The sequence below is a fragment of the Flavobacterium sp. 90 genome (assembly GCF_004339525.1).
Lineage (GTDB): Bacteria > Bacteroidota > Bacteroidia > Flavobacteriales > Flavobacteriaceae > Flavobacterium.
Genome location: NZ_SMGE01000001.1, coordinates 4,073,055 through 4,089,966, shown reverse-complemented (window position 1 = coordinate 4,089,966; position 16,912 = coordinate 4,073,055). Strand labels below are relative to the sequence as shown.

The window sequence follows — 16,912 nt, the reverse complement described above, 5'->3', positions numbered from 1 at the left end:
AGTTTTTAGAAGTAGCTAAATTGCATACTTTAAAAGTGAATCTCGCAAAGTCGCAGAGACGCAAAGTTTTTTCTCCTTTTATGTCATTTCATTCTATTTTTTAAAGCCACAGATTAAAAGATTAAAATGATTAAAAAATCTGCTCAATCTGCAAAATCTGCGTGAAACAAAAAAACTTTGCGTCTCTGCGACTTTGCGAGATTAATTAAAATTCTTGGCAAAAAAACCTCAATTTTTAAATACCTTAGCAAATTATAATTCTACTCAATAAAATAAATAAAAATGGCAGAGCAATCTTCAATTCAGTGCCCAAGTTGCGGAACAACGATCGATGTAAATGATATTTTAAAGCATCAGTTAGAAGATAGTATCCGTAAAGAATATCAACAAAAAGCAAATGCTCAAGCCAAAGAATTAGAACTTAAAAACGAGCAATTCGAAAAGGCAAAAACCGAATTTGAAGCCAAAAAGAAACAGGAAAATGAACTTTTTGCTAAACGCTTAGAACGCGAGAAAAAAACAGCTGAAAAAGAGATTACCGAAAAAGTAAAAAATAAACTCGCCGAAGAGAATAAAGATCGTTTAGTTGCGATGGAAAAAGAACTTTCTGAGAAATCAGAGAAACTTCGCGAACTTAATAAAATGGAAGGTGAAATTGCTAAACTTCAGCGTGAAAAACTGGAAATGAAAGAAGCAATCGAAGCCGAAGCTCAAAAGCAACTTAATGCAACTTTAGTTTTGGAACGTGATAAAATCCGAAAACAGGAAGAAGAAAAAAACGAACTAAAAATCAAAGAATATCAAAAGCAATCCGACGATCAAAAGAAACTGATCGAAGAAATGAAACGCAAGCAGGAACAAGGTTCTATGCAATTACAAGGCGAAGTTATGGAATTGGCAATTGAAGAATGGCTGGCAAATAATTTTCCTTTAGATACTATTGATGAAGTAAAAAAAGGCGCAAATGGTGCCGATTGTCTTCAAATTGTAAATACGCGCGAGTTGCAAAATTGTGGTTCTATTTATTACGAAAGCAAACGTACAAAAGCTTTTCAACCCGCTTGGATTGAGAAATTCAAAAACGATATTAGAACCAAAAGAGCGAATATTGGTGTTTTAGTAACTGAAGTTATGCCTGCCGGAATGGACCGAATGGGAATGCGTGATGGAATCTGGATTTGTACTTACGAAGAATTTAAAGGTTTAAGTGCCGTTTTACGTCAGTCTTTAATTCAGGTAAGTCAGGCTGTTCAGGCGCAGGAAAATAAAGGAGATAAAATGTCGATGTTGTATGATTTCTTAACAAGTAATGAATTCCGTTTGCAAATCGAAGGTATTGTTGAAGGTTTTACGCAAATGCAAAGTGATCTTGACTCGGAGAAAAGAGCCATGCAACGTATCTGGAAACAACGCGAAAAACAAATCGAAAAAGTGATTCACAATACATTAGGAATGTACGGTTCTATTCGCGGTATCGCTGGAAATGCTGTTCAGACTGTTCGTGCTCTCGAATTGGATTTTGTTGATGAAGAAAAAGATCTGAATGAGGAATTGGAATAGCAAACGTGAAAATGGTACGCGGATTTGACGGATTCGCTATCACGAAGACGCGGATTTTTACGGATTTTTTTATTAGCAATCTTGTCATTTCTGTAAAGGTTACTTATTTCGGTAACGGATTTATCATTTCGATTGGTTTTTTTCCATCAATACCTTGATGTGGTCTTTCATGATTATAATAATATAAGTATTGCAATAATTCTTCTTTTAATTCTTCATGAGAATCAAAATCTGTGTCTCTCAATAAATCATCTTCAAGAGTTCTCCAAAAGCGTTCAACTTTACCATTAGTTTGTGGTCTGTAGGGTTTTGTGTACCTATGAACAATACCTAATTCCATTAACATCCTCTCAAAAGGGTGATTATTTTTCACTTTGCTTGTTTTAGGTCCAAATTCAGCTCCATTATCAGATAATATCTCTTCAAATTTTATTTCATAATGATCACTTAGGATGTTTAAACATTTCAATGCCGCAAACATAACTGTTAAACTGGTAATATCAGAAACTAATTCAGCCCAGGCAATTCGACTGTAATCATCTATTACACAAACTAAATAGCGATTTTTATTTTCCCCTTTAATTATACTTTTGCTCAAATAATGACAATCAATATGACCAAGTTGTCCCATTCTTTCCTTGATTATTTTTTGATGATTCTTTTTAATCTTCGGAGTTAATCTATTTATTTTATTGCGTTTTAAAATATTATAAACTCCTGAATATGATGGTGTATGCTTCCCTAATTTGGGTCTTAAGATACTAACAATTTCATATTTGTTGTTTCCTTTTTCTCGTAATGCAATTACTTTTTGCTCTATAAAAGGCAAAGGACGTCTTGTTTTATATTTGGGACCTCTTTTTTGGGGCAATAAATCAATAGATTTCCCACTTTGTTTAAAGCGATTATAATACTTTAAAAAACTCTTTCGGCAAGTATTATTTGCTGCATAAAAATCCATTGCTTTTTTATACAAAGGATGAGTTTTATTTTTTACCTGTTCATATTCTTTTATTAGAAAACGATACTTCTCTAAGTAGTTCCGCTCTAAAGTGGAATCCTGACTATTATTTCTCATCGTAACAAAATTTATTAAAGTTAAATTTTGTTACCGAAATATCTAACATCTACAATTTCGACGGAGGAGAAATCACACTCGTAAATCGACAAAGATTGGCAATTTTGATTGCGGAGCTTCTAGTATGATTTCTCCCTTCGGTCGAAATGACAAAATGATACAAAAAAGGCTTCGAAATCAATCGAAGCCTTTCTATTTTGAAGCTGCTTTAATTAACCTTTTTTGAAAGACATTGTCAATCCAAATTGATTTGAAAGCATCAACTTATTATTCTCTACTGAATAACCTGAAGTTGTTTTTAACAATTGCGAAAACTCACCTTCTTTTTTTGCATCGCACTTTTTAGTTTCTGAAGTAAAATTCAAAAACTGGATTTGCCCTGCACCTTTCGAAAATAAATTTCCTTTTATAGCATTACATCCTGTAGATCCAGAGAATGTTGACGAACTCAATACGATTTTTGGAAGAATTGAAAAATCCTTTTCAGTAACCACTTTCCCATTTAGATTTTCTAAAATCCAGGTTTGCTGTACTTTCTTTTCAACCGAACTTGCAGCTGTCGTTGCATTTGCATTCTTAGTTGATTTGCAACTGTAAGCTAATGAAACTGCAATAAATAACATTAAAATCTTTTTCATGTAAAATAACTTTTTATAAGTTTTATTTTACAAAAATATTTTAATTATAATGCACCATAGTACACTGTAGGTTATTTTTAAAACAGATTAAGACATTTCAAAAATTAATCTACTTTTCTAAGAACCAAAAGTTTTCCTGAAGGATTCGAAAGCGTTAATCTATTGTTTCCAATAGTATAAGTGGTTGTACTTTGAAGCGCTTTGATAAATTCACCTTCTTTATTACCAGATGCACAAGCCATCAAAGTCGAAATTACATTTGAAAATCTCAATAGATCTTTCTCATAAAAAATAGTTCCACCTATAGAATTACAACCTCCAAATCCCATAAATTTATTATCGGCAGCATGGATCTCAATTCTTGGTAATTCTTTTTGAAAATCAGTAAGAGCAACTTTTTTTCCGTTTAATTCTTCCAAAACCCAAATGTCATGTAAGCGGTAATCTGTAATATATTTTCCACAGCCATTTAAGGTTTTGCTGTTAATTTCTACCTTAACTGTATAAGGTGATTTTTCGCCTGACATTGAATCCTGACAGTCGAATTGTTGAATTGTAACCGTGGCAGAAGTTTTTCCGTTGTTAAGTCTATACATTTTTACATTGGCATCCATAGCTCTGATTGGTTCAACAGATTCAAAACTTATAGATTCCATTCCTTCAATTAATGATGTAAAAACAGTTTTGTCTTTCCCTATTTTCAATCCCCAAAATGGTTCATTTCCAGTAGCTTTAAAATAAACTGTTAGATCTTCTTCGTCTGAAGTTGCTTTAGAAGTTGTTTCTTTCATGTTCGAATTTTTAACTGCGACTGACTTGCAACTTAACACAACAGTTGTTAAGACACATAGTAAAAGTACTTTTTTCATATTATATATTTTTTATTATGCCTTCCCACTAGAAAAAACTAAGCCAAAAATTATCAAGCCTTGTTTTTTATGATTTTTTTAGGTCAAATCTCTTATAAAATTAAGAAAAATAACACAATTACAAAAAAAATCAAAAAATCAAAAAACCTTTTAACCCGCGCTACTTAAAAGATTGAGGCGAAATACTTAGAAAAAAACAAAGTACTACTTAAAAAAATTACCTAAATACGTATTTTTATAAGTACAAATACTTATATTTGCGTAGTAATACTTAATTAAAGAAATCATGATTAGAGTAATAGTAGTTGGAAACGGCATGGTTGGTTATAAATTTTGCGAAAAATTCGTCGCAAAATCAGGACAGGAAAAGTATCAGATTACAGTCTTTGGCGAAGAACCCAGACGCGCTTATGACAGAGTTCATTTAAGTGAATACTTTGGAGGAAAAACTGCAGATGACCTTTCGTTATCTACTACTGAATGGTACGCACAAAACAACATTACTCTAAATACTTCTGAATTAATTACAGATATTAATCGTGAAGAAAAAACAATACATACGCATTTAGAAAAAACACATACGTACGATTACTTAGTTCTTGCAACGGGTTCTTCGGCATTCGTTCCTCCTATTGATGGTGTCGAAAAAGAAGGCGTGTTTGTATACAGAACTATCGAAGATCTGGATGCAATTATGGCTTACGCCAAAAAAATAAAACAAAAAGGTGCAACCGAAGCGGCAGTTTTAGGCGGGGGTTTATTAGGTCTTGAAGCAGCAAAAGCCGTTCGTGATTTAGGATTGAATCCTCATGTTGTAGAATTTGCTCCGCGATTGATGCCTAGACAATTAGACAAAGGCGCCAGCGATATGTTGCAATCTAAAATCGAAGAATTAAATATTGGAATTCATCTCAATAAAGCAACACAATATATCGACGGTAAAGAACGTATAACGGGAATGATGTTTGCTGACGACGAATTGTTAAAAGTAGACATGTTGGTTATTTCTGCCGGAATTAAACCTCGCGATGAATTAGCCCGAGTTTCCGGTCTTGAAGTTGGTTTGCGAGGCGGCGTTGTGGTAAACAATCAAATGCAAACATCAGATCCTTCTATTTTTGCGATTGGCGAAGTTGCTCTGTACAATCAAAATATTTACGGACTTGTTGCTCCGGGTTACGAAATGGCCGATGTAGCCGCTGAGCAAATCTTAAATGGTTCTAAAACCATGAGAGAAACCATCGATATGTCGACACAATTGAAATTAATTGGTGTTGAAGTTGCGAGTTTTGGTGATCCTTTTGTCGAAAATAACGATGTAACAGCGATCATTTATGAAAATAAACTAAGCGGAATTTATAAAAGAATCAATGTTACCAAAGATTCTAAAACTTTATTAGGCGGAATTTTAGTTGGAGATTCCAGTGATTACAATTCACTTTTTCAGATTTACAGTAATGCAATGGCGTTGCCAAAAAATCCCGAAGATTTGATTTTAGGTTCTCGTGATGGTTCAGAAGGTTCAAGTTTAGGAAGCGTTCTTGATTTGCCAGACACAGCAGTAATCTGTTCTTGCGAAAATGTAACTAAAGGTTCAATTTGCTGTTCGCTTCTGGATGAAACTTGTTCCAATTTTTCAGATGTTGTCAAACATACCAAAGCTACTTCTGGTTGTGGAGGTTGTAAACCAATGGTTTCTGATTTGGTAAAAGCCACTCAAAAATCATTAGGAAAAGAAGTAAAAGATGTTATTTGTGAGCATTTTAGCTATACACGTCAGGAATTATTCGATTTGGTAAAAATCAATAAATACGAGAATTTCTACGAAGTTATCGATCATCATGGTAAAGGCGATGGTTGCGAGGTTTGTAAACCTGTTGTAGCTTCGATTTTCTCGAGTATTTATAATGACACTGCAAACAAACATGTTACAACTCAAGATACAAACGATAGATTCTTAGCTAATATTCAACGAAACGGAACTTATTCTGTAGTTCCAAGAGTTGCCGGAGGTGAAATTACTGCCGAGAAATTAATCGTGATTGGAGAAGTTGCCAAACAGTTTGATTTATACACTAAAATTACCGGAGCGCAACGTGTCGATTTGTTCGGAGCACATTTAAGTGATTTGCCAAAAATCTGGAAAATATTAATCGATAATGGTTTTGAAAGCGGACACGCTTACGGAAAATCACTTCGTGCTGTAAAAAGCTGCGTAGGAAATGCTTGGTGTCGTTACGGAATGGACGACAGCGCCGGATTTGCCATAGAATTAGAAAACAGATACAAAGGAATTCGTTCTCCTCACAAACTTAAAGGTGGTGTTTCAGCTTGTATTCGTGAATGTGCCGAAGCTCGCGGAAAAGATTTTGGATTAATTGCAGTTGAAGGCGGTTGGAATTTGTATATCGCCGGAAATGGTGGCGCAAATCCTAAACATGCGGTTTTATTGGCCGAGAAAATCGACAAAGAAACCGTTATAAAATACATGGATCGATACCTAATGTATTACATCCGCACGGCTGGTCCGCTTGTTAGAACAGCAACCTGGCTGGAAAAACTAGACGGAGGTTTAGAGTACTTAAAAGAAGTAATAATCGAAGATAGTTTAGGAATTTGCGAAACGCTTGAAGCCGAAATGCAGACTCTTGTAAATACTTTTGAATGTGAATGGAAACAAGTTCTCGAAAAACCAAGATTATTGAAACGCTTTAACCATTTTGTAAACTCTGAAGAGAAAGATGATAATGTTGTTTTTGTTCCATTAAGAGATCAAAAAGCGCCAAAAGCGTGGTCGTAAAGCTTTATACATAATTATTTAAACACATAGAAACATAGATTTTATGAACTCAAAAAAGGCGTTTCACTTGTTTAAATAAACATAGTATAGTTATTATAAAAATTGCAGTTTCAAAGATTTTTAATTTTTAATTCTCAATTTTTAATTACAAAAATCCAGCTCCAAAAAAAAGAAAAATAATATCACTAACGTTTGCTGTCCTCTTACCCTCTTTTTTACTGCGCCATCATAACTCTCTTGATTGTAAAAAGAGGGATAAGAAACAGGAAACTAAAATTTGAATCCAATGGAAGAAATCTTAAATCAATATGAAACCGTTCACCCAAGTGATGCAACAATTTGGTTCAAAGCCGGAAAAATAGAAGATTTCCCAACCAACCGTGGCGGTTGCATCAAATATAAAAACAAACAAATCGCCATTTTCAATTTTGCACGTCGCAACGAATGGTACGCTTGCCAAAATGCCTGTCCGCATAAAATGGAAATGGTTCTCGCAAGAGGAATGACCGGTTCAACAGATGATATCCCAAAAATCGCCTGTCCAATGCACAAAAAAACATTCTCATTAGTAGACGGTTCAAACCTAAATGGAGATGATTTTAAAATTGCAACATATCCGGTTAAAGTAGTAGAAAACGAAGTGTTTGTAGGTTTTCTAGATTAGACTTTTTAAGATACAAGATGAAAGAAACAAGATAATATAGTTTTTCAAATCTTGCTTCTTGCTTCTTTCATCTCCTTTAGACTTTCAACTTCAAACTTTTCTACTTAATTCCGTATATTTGAATTCTATTATCTAACTACAAAAATGAACACACCTTTTCAAAAAGCAAGCGAATGGATTGATGCAGAAAATGCTCAGGATCCGAATATCGAAATCGACCAAAATGTCGAATATCCTAAGGAATTATTATATTCAAACAGGATGTACGAAAGATTAATGCAATTTGAACCTGAAGCTTCAGAAGAAATTCAGATTGCGTCAAAAGCACAACATATTTGCCGATGGAAAGTCGCGAGAGAATCTTATCCAATGGATCGTGTTGGATATTTGAAATGGCGCGAAGAACTTAAAAAATTCCACGCCAAAACTACCGCAGGAATCTTAGAAAAAGCAGGATATTCGCAAGAGTTTATTGACCGTGTTTCGTTTTTAATCGAAAAGAAATTACTTAAAAAAGATGCCGAAACTCAATTACTTGAAGACGTAATTTGTTTGGTATTTCTGGAATATTACTTAGATCCTTTTGTGCACAAGCACGACGAAGAAAAACTAAAAAATATCATCAAAAAAACCTGGGATAAAATGTCTGACAAAGGACATCAGGAAGCCTTAAAAATTAGTTATTCTGAAGAAAACTTAAACTTAATAAAAGCATCTTTAGGATTGTAAATGCTTTTATAAAACGAATTAAAAGCAACTTATATTCTCCCCAAAAAAGACAGATCTTATTTTCGAATGAAAAAAAACAATCAGGAAGCTGCAGATAAAATCACTTTCAAAAATTTACGCCGTCTGTATTTTTTTGCACTTCTGACGATTGCTATAACCATCATTTTAAGTCAGTTTTTGGTTCAATACAATCTAAAACAACAATTAAGCGATTCTAAAATCATCAATATTTCGGGAAAGCAAAGAATGCTGAGCCAAAAAATTGTCAAAGAAATATTGATTTTGAATTATGTTTCTACTAATGTTTCTCCACAAAAAATTTCGCATTTAAAGGAAGTTTTATCTCTTTGGAAAACTACTCAAAATGCCTTAGAAAATGGCAGTGATAGTTTGGCTTTTCCAAAAGAAAAAAGCGAAACACTGACAAAATTATATCGTGAAATAAAACCCAATTTCACAACAATCGCTGAAACAACTGATTTATTTCTTCTAAATTTAGAACAGAAAAATAACTTAACCAATAATCAAAAACTGGTTCAGCTTGTTCTTGAAAACGAAGGTGTTTTCCTTTCGAAAATGAATCAGATCGTAACACAATACGATCTCGAAGCTCACGAAAAAGTTACGGAACAACGTAAGATCGAATATTGGATTTTTGGTTTTACTCTTTTAGTTCTGCTTTTAGAATTTTTATTCATTTTCAGACCTACAAATAAGAAAATCGAAAAACTGATCGCGAAACTTTTATCTTCTGAAAAGAAAGCTTTAAAACTGGCGCACGACACAGAAATTATCAGTGAAATCAAAGAAAATTCGGTAAAAGAATTAAAATCGCTCAATTATGCAATGGAAAATACGTTGCTTTATTGCCGCATTGCTCCTGATGGTTCGATTATTCATGTTGGAGAAAAATTTGCCAAACTTTTAAATTATACCAAGTTTTCTTCTAACAAGAAATTCTCAGAAATATTGACGACTGACGAAAAAGAGCAGCTTAATATTGACCGTATTATTTTTGAAAAACAAAGAAGCGGCTGGCAAGGCGAAATCAAGATCATTAATAAGGAAGCGCAAACGATCTGGCTTGATTTATCGATGGTTCCGGTAATGATTAAAAAGGACGAATTAGAACTTTTAATTGTTTGTTTTAACATTACGGAACGCAAAAAAGCCCAACGAGAAGTTGAACGCTTGAACATTGAAAACAGCACTGAAAAAATCAATCAGCAAAAGATTATTTCCAGCAAAATTGTCGAAAATCAGGAAAACGAACAAAACCGAATTGCCAAAGAAATTCACGACGGAATTGGTCAAATGCTTACGGGATTAAAATTCAGTTTAGAAAGTATTAACCTGGAAGACAAAGAAAAAGCGGCTCAAAAAATAGAATATTTAAAAAAATTATCGCTTGATATCATCAAAGGTGTTCGAACGGCAACTTTCAATCTGATGCCACCGGAATTAAGCGATCATGGTATTGTTTCTTCTCTCGCAAAACTTACGCAGGAACTTTCGAAATTAACAGGAAAAGAAATTCTGTTTTACAACAAAACCGATTTTAACCAACGTCTGGATTCTCTAATCGAAATCAATATTTATCGCTTAACTCAGGAAGCGATAAACAATGCCATAAAATATGCTGAATCGTCGCATATTATTGTGCAGCTTTCGCACAGTGATACTTTGCTAAGCATTATTGTAGACGACAACGGTAAAGGTTTTGATATACATGCGGTCGACAAAAAACGCAACAGCGAATCCGGAATGGGATTATTATTCATGAAAGAAAGAATTCAATACATCAACGGACGCGTTTTTATTAAATCGATTCCCGGCGAAGGAACGAGGATTACTTTTAATATTCCTATTTGAGAATTAGTTAATTAGTCAATTAGATAATTTTCTACACGCAGACCTTTGTCAAAGTTTTGAACTTTGACAAAGGTTTTCGCAATCTTTGTCGATCTACTTGTGTGATTTCTCTCCCGAAGCTTCGGGATCGAGATGACAAAAAAACAAAACCTCTCTTAAAAAAAGAAAATAGACAAAAGTCTACAACGAATTATCTAATTATCTAATTGGCATATTATCTTATCAAGATATTTTCTAATTGACAAATTATCTAATTATAAAAAAATTACAAAAATTACGTATCTTAGCATCTTCTTTTTAGATGAATATACGTAAAAATCAAGAATCAAAATTAAGTAAATCATGAGCAATAATATTCGAGTAGTTCTGGCAGATGATCATGTATTTGTAAGAGATGGAATAAAATCTTTACTGGAAAACGAAGCAAACATTGAGGTTGTAGGCGAAGCTATTGATGGAGCCGATGCTCTTGAAGTTGTTACAGCCAGCAAACCGGATTTACTTATAGTAGATATTCGTATGCCTAATTTAACAGGTATCGAGGTAGTAGAAAAACTTAGAAGCGAAAGTAATACTGTAAAAATTATTATGCTTTCGATGCATGAATCTGAAGAATACGTATTGAAATCTATCAAGGCTGGTGCCGATGGTTATTTACTTAAAGGTTCAAGCAAAGAAGAATTCCTGAAAGCACTGCATACTGTTGCTGCGGGCGGAAAATATTTCAGCGGAGATATTTCGTCAATATTAATCAGTCAATTAACGAATGTTTCAACATCTTTGGAACCTAAACAAAATTTAGGCGAAGAAATGATGATTACCAAAAGAGAAAAAGAAATTCTAACGCTTTTATTATCCGGAAAAGGCAACAAGGAAATCGCTGAAGCTCTGGAAATTAGCAAGCGAACTGCCGAAGTACACCGTTTTAATCTAATGAAAAAGCTTAAAGTGAAGAATTTAATGGAACTTTCGAACAAAGCCACAGAATATTCGCTTTTATAATTCTGTTTAAACAACAAAAAGGAGCTTTTAAAAATAGCATTTTAATAAAATAGAGAATCAATTTTGTGATGTTGGTAAATCTACTTATTAAACTCAAAATACTTAGATAAAATTACGTATTTATACTTATAAGTATTTACATTTGGTAAAACAAATCTAAGTACTATGAAAAATACAAACTCTTTATCACAATCACACAAGATTTTATTTTTGAATACTTTAGCCTTCACCGTATGTTTTGCTTGTTGGACATTAAACGGTGTATTGGTAACTTTTTTGGTTGACAACGGCATTTTCAATTGGAGTGTTGTGCAAGTTGGCTGGCTTCTTGGAATTCCAATTTTAACCGGTTCAATCATGCGTTTACCAATTGGAATACTTACGGATAAATATGGCGGTAAATATGTCTTTTCGCTTTTACTTCTGCTCTGTTCGATTCCTCTATTTTTATTGCCTTTTGCTGATAGCTTTATAACGTTTGCAATCTTAAGTTTTTTATTCGGAATGGTTGGAACCAGTTTTGCCGTTGGGATTGGCTATACCTCAATTTGGTATCCAAAAGAATGGCAGGGACGCGCTCTCGGAATCTTCGGAATGGGAAATGCCGGAGCTGCCATTACAACTTTTTTAGCGCCGTCGTTATTGAATCATTTCTCTATTAATGATCCTCAAAACGGCTGGAAAATACTTCCTGTTATTTATGGAGTCGCTTTAGTCATTATTGGAATTGCATTTTTAATTTTTGCTACAAACAAAAAAATAGAAAACAATACCAAAACCATTTCTCAAATGTTACAATCCTTAAAATCTGCCAGAGTTTGGCGTTTTGGAGCATACTACTTTTTAGTTTTCGGATGTTTTGTCGCTTATTCACAATGGCTTTTACCCAACTTTATGAACGTTTATCAAACCAGTCTGGTTATGGGTGGATTATTTGCAACGCTTTTTAGTTTACCGTCGGGCGTAATCAGAGCTTTTGGTGGTTACTTATCAGATAAATTCGGAGCCAGAAAAGTGATGTATTGGGTTTTAAGTTCGTCAGTAATTTTAAGTGCTTTACTAATGATTCCGAAGATGGAGATTACTACAACTGGTCCGGGCGTTCTGGCCACTAAAAAAGGAATAATTACTTCTGTTTCAAACGAACAAATTAAAATTGGAGAAACTGATTTTGCAGTAGCTCAGAAAAAAGAGAATACAAATGAAAATGCTATCTTGCCAACTAAAACTTCATGGCAGCAAGTTGTAGTCGAGCAAAACCAAACTGTAAAAAAGAAAGAGCTGCTTGCAAAAGGAATTACGGTAATTAAATTCGATGCTAATATGTGGGTTTTTCTGGTTCTGGTTATTCTTATCGGTATTTCATGGGGAATTGGAAAAGCAGCAGTTTACAAACATATTCCAGAATACTTCCCGACTGAAATTGGTGTTGTTGGCGGAATGGTAGGAATGATTGGTGGTTTAGGCGGATTTTTTGGTCCGATAATTTTTGGATATTTGCTGACCGCAACTGGAATCTGGTCGAGTTCATGGATTTTTATCTTTATATTTTCAGCCCTTTGTCTGATTTGGATGCATTATACTATAACAAAAATCATGAACGAAAAGCAACCAATTTTAGCCAAGGTAATTGACCGAAATTAAATCTGTTAAAAGTTAAAAAATTAAGAACATGATTATTATCACAAAAAAAGAAATCTTTTTCTTATACTTTTATACCATTATTTAAACAAACCAAATTATGAAAAATCTAAAAATAATTCTTTTATTGCTATTAGCAGGAATTGGCGTTGAAAGTCAGGCACAAGAATTAGATGTAAATTTACAAATAAGACCTCGTTTTGAATATCGAAATGGTTACAAATCACTTTTAAAGGATAATGAGGAAGGAACTTCGCAAATCTCGCAACGTTCAAGATTAAACTTCAATTACAAACAAGATGCTTTAACCGTAAAATTAACGTTTCAGAATACCAGAACCTGGGGAGATGTAACCACTACAGCCACTGCAGATAAAAATGGTGTAGCTGTTTTTGAAGGATGGGCACAATATGACTTCACTGAAAAATGGAGCGCCAGAATGGGACGTCAGGTACTTTCATACGATAATCAACGTATTATGGGAGAAATGGATTGGGCGCAACAAGGACAAAGCCACGATGCGTTAATGGTTTCTTTTCATCCAAAAAACCATCAGCTTGATATGGGATTAGCTTATAACTCAAATGCTGAAAACACGGTTCAAACACCTTATACTATAGCCAATTACAAAACAATGCAATATGCATGGTATCATACTACTTTTGATAAAATTGGAGCTAGTTTATTGTTGTTAAATACGGGTTATGAATTTTCAAGAACACCCACCATACCCAATCCTGACTTAATAATAGATTACATGCAAACCTTTGGAACTTATTTAACCTACAAAACAGGAAAAATTGACGGTAACTTAAGTTTCTATGGTCAAACCGGAAAAAGTACGGATCAACAAGTTAGCGCCTACGATGCTGCAATAAACATTGGTTATAATGTAACAGATTCTTTTAAAGCTGGTTTAGGATATGAATTTCTATCTGGAAAAGCTACAACTGACGGAAGCTCGGTAATTAAATCATTCAACCCTATATTTGGTACAAATCATGGATTCAACGGTTATATGGATTATTTTTATGTTGGGAATCACTTAAAAAATGTTGGTTTGCAAGATGCTTTCTTAAAACTAAACTATAATTCTAACAAATGGCAATTTGCTTTGATTCCGCATGTATTTTTAGCTGCTGCTGATGTAGTAACTCCGTTGAACGAAAAAATGGATTCTTATTTAGGAACTGAGATTGATGCTACTTTTGGCTACAGCTTTAGAAAAGACATTAATGTTTCTGGTGGTTATTCTCAAATGTTTGGATCTAAAACTATGGAATTCATAAAAGGCGGAGATGCCGGACATACCAACAATTGGGCTTGGTTAATGATTTCAGTTAATCCTAGAATTTTTACCTGGAAAAAATAGAGCTTTTTTCAAATCTTAAATTATATATTTTACCCTTTTTCTTTTTTGAAAAAGGGTATTTTTTTGACCTTTTCACAAACATATTTTAAACTTTAAATTAGGTATATTTGAATAAGTTCTTCAAGAGTATCTATTTGGTAACATTACTTTTAGCTCATCTTAAAAATCAAAAAAAAAGTCAACACTATCCAATGAAATTTAAAAGCATAATAATTTTATTCGTTTCAATAATTCTATTTTTCCTTATTGGATTATTTTATGATATACAATATAGAACTTTAACACGAACACTTATTTTAAAAATTGCAAATTATGATTTGGAATATTACGGCGCAAAGCAAATTAGATTTTTTGTTCCTGATTTAGGATTTATACTTACACTAATTCCAATTGGATTATATATTACTTCAAAATTGCAAAAACAGAAAAGAAACAACCTCGTTTCTCTTTTAGTTTTTTCAGTACTTCTAGTTTTATTTTATCTTTTCTATTGCTTTGTAGAATCTCAAATTATAAAATACACCACATCAGCCGATATTAAAAACATGTATTATTATCATTATCAAAATGTAAACTATCAACTTATTGCTTTATTTAGTATAATTTCATCCCAAATTTTAAATTATTTTATTTTAAAAAAAGTTTCGATCCCAAATCAAAGCTCAACAAACAAAAACTAACCTATGAAGCAACTTTTTAAACTATCTCTATTCACGTTCATTGTAGCTCAATCAAGCTTTGCACAAAAATACAATGCAGACTTAATTTCAAAAGATTCAGAAATAAATTTTGCAAAAACACAAAAGAGAGGAATCAAAATCAACAATGTTATTTACTATGTTGAAAAGGATTTACAGACAATATCTGCCTTCAAGAAAAACAAACTAAAATGGCAAACAAATGTAATTTCGGTTTGTGGAATACCAAAAGTTGGAGAACCTCAAATAAGATACGTAGGTTTTAATAAAAACAAACTACTTATTGTTATTGGAAAACATGACTTTGCAGAAATTGACACCAATAATGGCAAAACAAAACTTGTAGGTTCAGATTAAAAAGAGCTATCTTTAATCACCGCTAGCGCGAGCGTCCCGCTCGTGAACAAAATCAAAATCTTTGATTCAATGAAAATCATCGCTTGGAATTGCAATATGGCATTCAGAAAAAAAGCCGAATTTATTTTGGCTTACAATCCTGATATAGCTGTAATTTCTGAGTGTGAAAATCCCGAAAAATTAAAGTTCGCTGACGGGATAAAAACTCCAACAGATATTCTTTGGTATGGCACAAATCCGCATAAAGGGCTTGGTGTTTTCTCTTATAGCGATTATCGATTTCAATTGTTGGATTGTCATAATCCAATCTTCAAAAATATTTTGCCAATTGCCGTAACAGGCGGAAAAATTGACTTTACTTTGTTTGCCGTTTGGGCTAATAATCCGGCAGATAAAGATGGCGCTTATGTCACTCAGGTTTGGAAAGCGATAAATTATTATGCAGATTTAATTCGGGAAACCAAAACAATTTTAATTGGCGATTTCAATAGTAATACGATTTGGGATAAACCAAGACGGGAAGGAAATCATTCTACAGTTGTGCAAACATTAGAATCAAAACAGATTTTTAGTACTTATCATAAATATTATAATCAGATACAAGGCAAGGAACAACATCCAACTTTGTACATGTACCGTCACGAAAACAAACCTTATCATCTTGATTATTGTTTTGCATCTAATGATTTTATAGACGTTTTAGAAAACGTCGAAATTGGCAATTACAAAGACTGGACGATGCATAGCGATCACAACCCTTTAATAATTAAATTTAATATATAAACTATGAACAACTGGACTCAGCGTTGGGACGACCGTTACAGCAGCGAAGAATTTGCGTACGGCGAAGAACCCAACAATTATTTTAAAGAACAAATTGAAAAACTAAACCCCGGAACAATTCTTTTTCCTGCCGAAGGTGAAGGTAGAAATGCGATTTATGCCGCAAAATTAGGCTGGAAAGTTTCCGCTTTTGACATTAGTGAAGAAGGAAAAAACAAAGCCTTAAAACTTGCCGAAGCCAACAATGTTACAATTGATTATCAAGTTGGAGAATTAGAAACCTTAAATTATCAAACCGAACAATTTGATGCAATTGCTTTAATTTACGCTCATTTTCCCGCTGAAATAAAATCGGCAATTCACAAAACGCTGGAGACTTATTTGCGAAAAGACGGAATCATAATTTTTGAAGCTTTCAGCAAAAAACATTTAGAATATCTTGCGATAAACGACAAAGTTGGCGGACCAAAAGATATTGAATCCTTATTTTCTATTGAAGAAATTCAAGCTGATTTCCCTAATTATGAAATCATTGAATTACAAGAAAAAGAAATCGAACTTAACGAAGGCTTATTCCACAATGGAAAAGGTTCTGTAATTCGATTTATCGGAAAGAAAAAATAAATTTACCCACATCATGTAGAGACGCACTGCAGTGCGTCTCTACGAACTGACTCTCTACTATATTCTCTCATCTTACCTTTTACAATTCTCATTTTATTTTTTACACAAAAACTTAAAATAAAACTTCAAAAATTACGTATTTATACGTAAAAATACTTATTTTTGTTTACAACAATATAAGTGAATTATCTTAGACAAAGTAAATTCATTAAACTGTATTCAAAA

At 33.2% G+C, this 16,912-nt stretch carries 14 protein-coding genes; 11 read left to right on the top strand and 3 right to left on the bottom strand.

Translation table 11 applies throughout. The annotated features are described in order from the left end of the window. Positions 1-282 precede the first annotated feature (282 nt). The gene (locus C8C83_RS17215; protein WP_121329643.1) at positions 283-1,560 is read left to right on the top strand and encodes a DUF2130 domain-containing protein; all 1,278 of its coding nucleotides are present in this window, start codon (positions 283-285) and stop codon (positions 1,558-1,560) included. Positions 1,561-1,663: 103 nt separating this feature from the next. On the opposite strand, the gene C8C83_RS17210 is transcribed toward C8C83_RS17215, so the two are convergent. The 3 genes from C8C83_RS17210 to C8C83_RS17200 form a co-directional block, all read right to left on the bottom strand. After that, positions 1,664-2,638 (bottom strand): integrase core domain-containing protein, encoded by a 975-nt coding sequence (locus tag C8C83_RS17210; RefSeq protein WP_121326054.1) that lies wholly within the window; start codon positions 2,636-2,638, stop codon positions 1,664-1,666. A 212-nt stretch (positions 2,639-2,850) separates the two neighbouring features. Continuing rightward, positions 2,851-3,276 carry an META domain-containing protein gene (locus C8C83_RS17205; RefSeq protein ID WP_121329642.1) on the bottom strand — a complete coding sequence of 142 codons (426 nt, stop codon included), beginning with the start codon at positions 3,274-3,276 and terminating at the stop codon, positions 2,851-2,853. Positions 3,277-3,380: 104 nt separating this feature from the next. Further along, complete coding sequence (locus C8C83_RS17200; protein WP_233566113.1) at positions 3,381-4,067, bottom strand: META domain-containing protein; 687 nt, start codon at positions 4,065-4,067, stop codon at positions 3,381-3,383. Positions 4,068-4,431: 364 nt separating this feature from the next. Here C8C83_RS17200 and nirB point away from each other — a divergent pair, with 364 nt between their 5' ends. The 10 genes from nirB to C8C83_RS17150 all read left to right on the top strand — a co-directional run bounded on the left by nirB (position 4,432) and on the right by C8C83_RS17150 (position 16,687). Beyond that, the gene (nirB, locus tag C8C83_RS17195; RefSeq protein WP_121329640.1) at positions 4,432-6,945 is read left to right on the top strand and encodes a nitrite reductase large subunit NirB; all 2,514 of its coding nucleotides are present in this window, start codon (positions 4,432-4,434) and stop codon (positions 6,943-6,945) included. 286 nt (positions 6,946-7,231) lie between these two features. Further along, the gene (nirD, locus tag C8C83_RS17190; protein WP_121329639.1) at positions 7,232-7,609 is read left to right on the top strand and encodes a nitrite reductase small subunit NirD; all 378 of its coding nucleotides are present in this window, start codon (positions 7,232-7,234) and stop codon (positions 7,607-7,609) included. A 144-nt stretch (positions 7,610-7,753) separates the two neighbouring features. Further along, positions 7,754-8,338 carry a DUF4202 domain-containing protein gene (locus tag C8C83_RS17185; protein ID WP_121329638.1) on the top strand — a complete coding sequence of 195 codons (585 nt, stop codon included), beginning with the start codon at positions 7,754-7,756 and terminating at the stop codon, positions 8,336-8,338. A 66-nt stretch (positions 8,339-8,404) separates the two neighbouring features. Beyond that, positions 8,405-10,210 (top strand): ATP-binding protein, encoded by a 1,806-nt coding sequence (locus tag C8C83_RS17180; RefSeq protein ID WP_132011823.1) that lies wholly within the window; start codon positions 8,405-8,407, stop codon positions 10,208-10,210. A 342-nt stretch (positions 10,211-10,552) separates the two neighbouring features. Further along, entirely contained in the window at positions 10,553-11,212 is a 660-nt protein-coding gene (locus tag C8C83_RS17175; RefSeq protein ID WP_121329637.1) for a response regulator transcription factor, read from the top strand. A gap of 165 nt (positions 11,213-11,377) precedes the next feature. Then, the gene (locus C8C83_RS17170; RefSeq protein ID WP_121329636.1) at positions 11,378-12,856 is read left to right on the top strand and encodes an MFS transporter; all 1,479 of its coding nucleotides are present in this window, start codon (positions 11,378-11,380) and stop codon (positions 12,854-12,856) included. A gap of 97 nt (positions 12,857-12,953) precedes the next feature. Continuing rightward, complete coding sequence (locus C8C83_RS17165) at positions 12,954-14,225, top strand: alginate export family protein (protein ID WP_121329635.1); 1,272 nt, start codon at positions 12,954-12,956, stop codon at positions 14,223-14,225. A 683-nt stretch (positions 14,226-14,908) separates the two neighbouring features. Continuing rightward, positions 14,909-15,280: a hypothetical protein gene (locus C8C83_RS17160; RefSeq protein ID WP_121329633.1), complete on the top strand. Its 372-nt coding sequence runs from the start codon at positions 14,909-14,911 to the stop codon at positions 15,278-15,280. A 69-nt stretch (positions 15,281-15,349) separates the two neighbouring features. Continuing rightward, positions 15,350-16,063, top strand: a complete 714-nt coding sequence (locus C8C83_RS17155; RefSeq protein WP_121329632.1) for an endonuclease/exonuclease/phosphatase family protein — start codon at positions 15,350-15,352, stop codon at positions 16,061-16,063. Between the two features lie 3 nt (positions 16,064-16,066). Further along, positions 16,067-16,687, top strand: a complete 621-nt coding sequence (locus C8C83_RS17150; protein ID WP_121329631.1) for a class I SAM-dependent methyltransferase — start codon at positions 16,067-16,069, stop codon at positions 16,685-16,687. Positions 16,688-16,912: the final 225 nt, after the last annotated feature.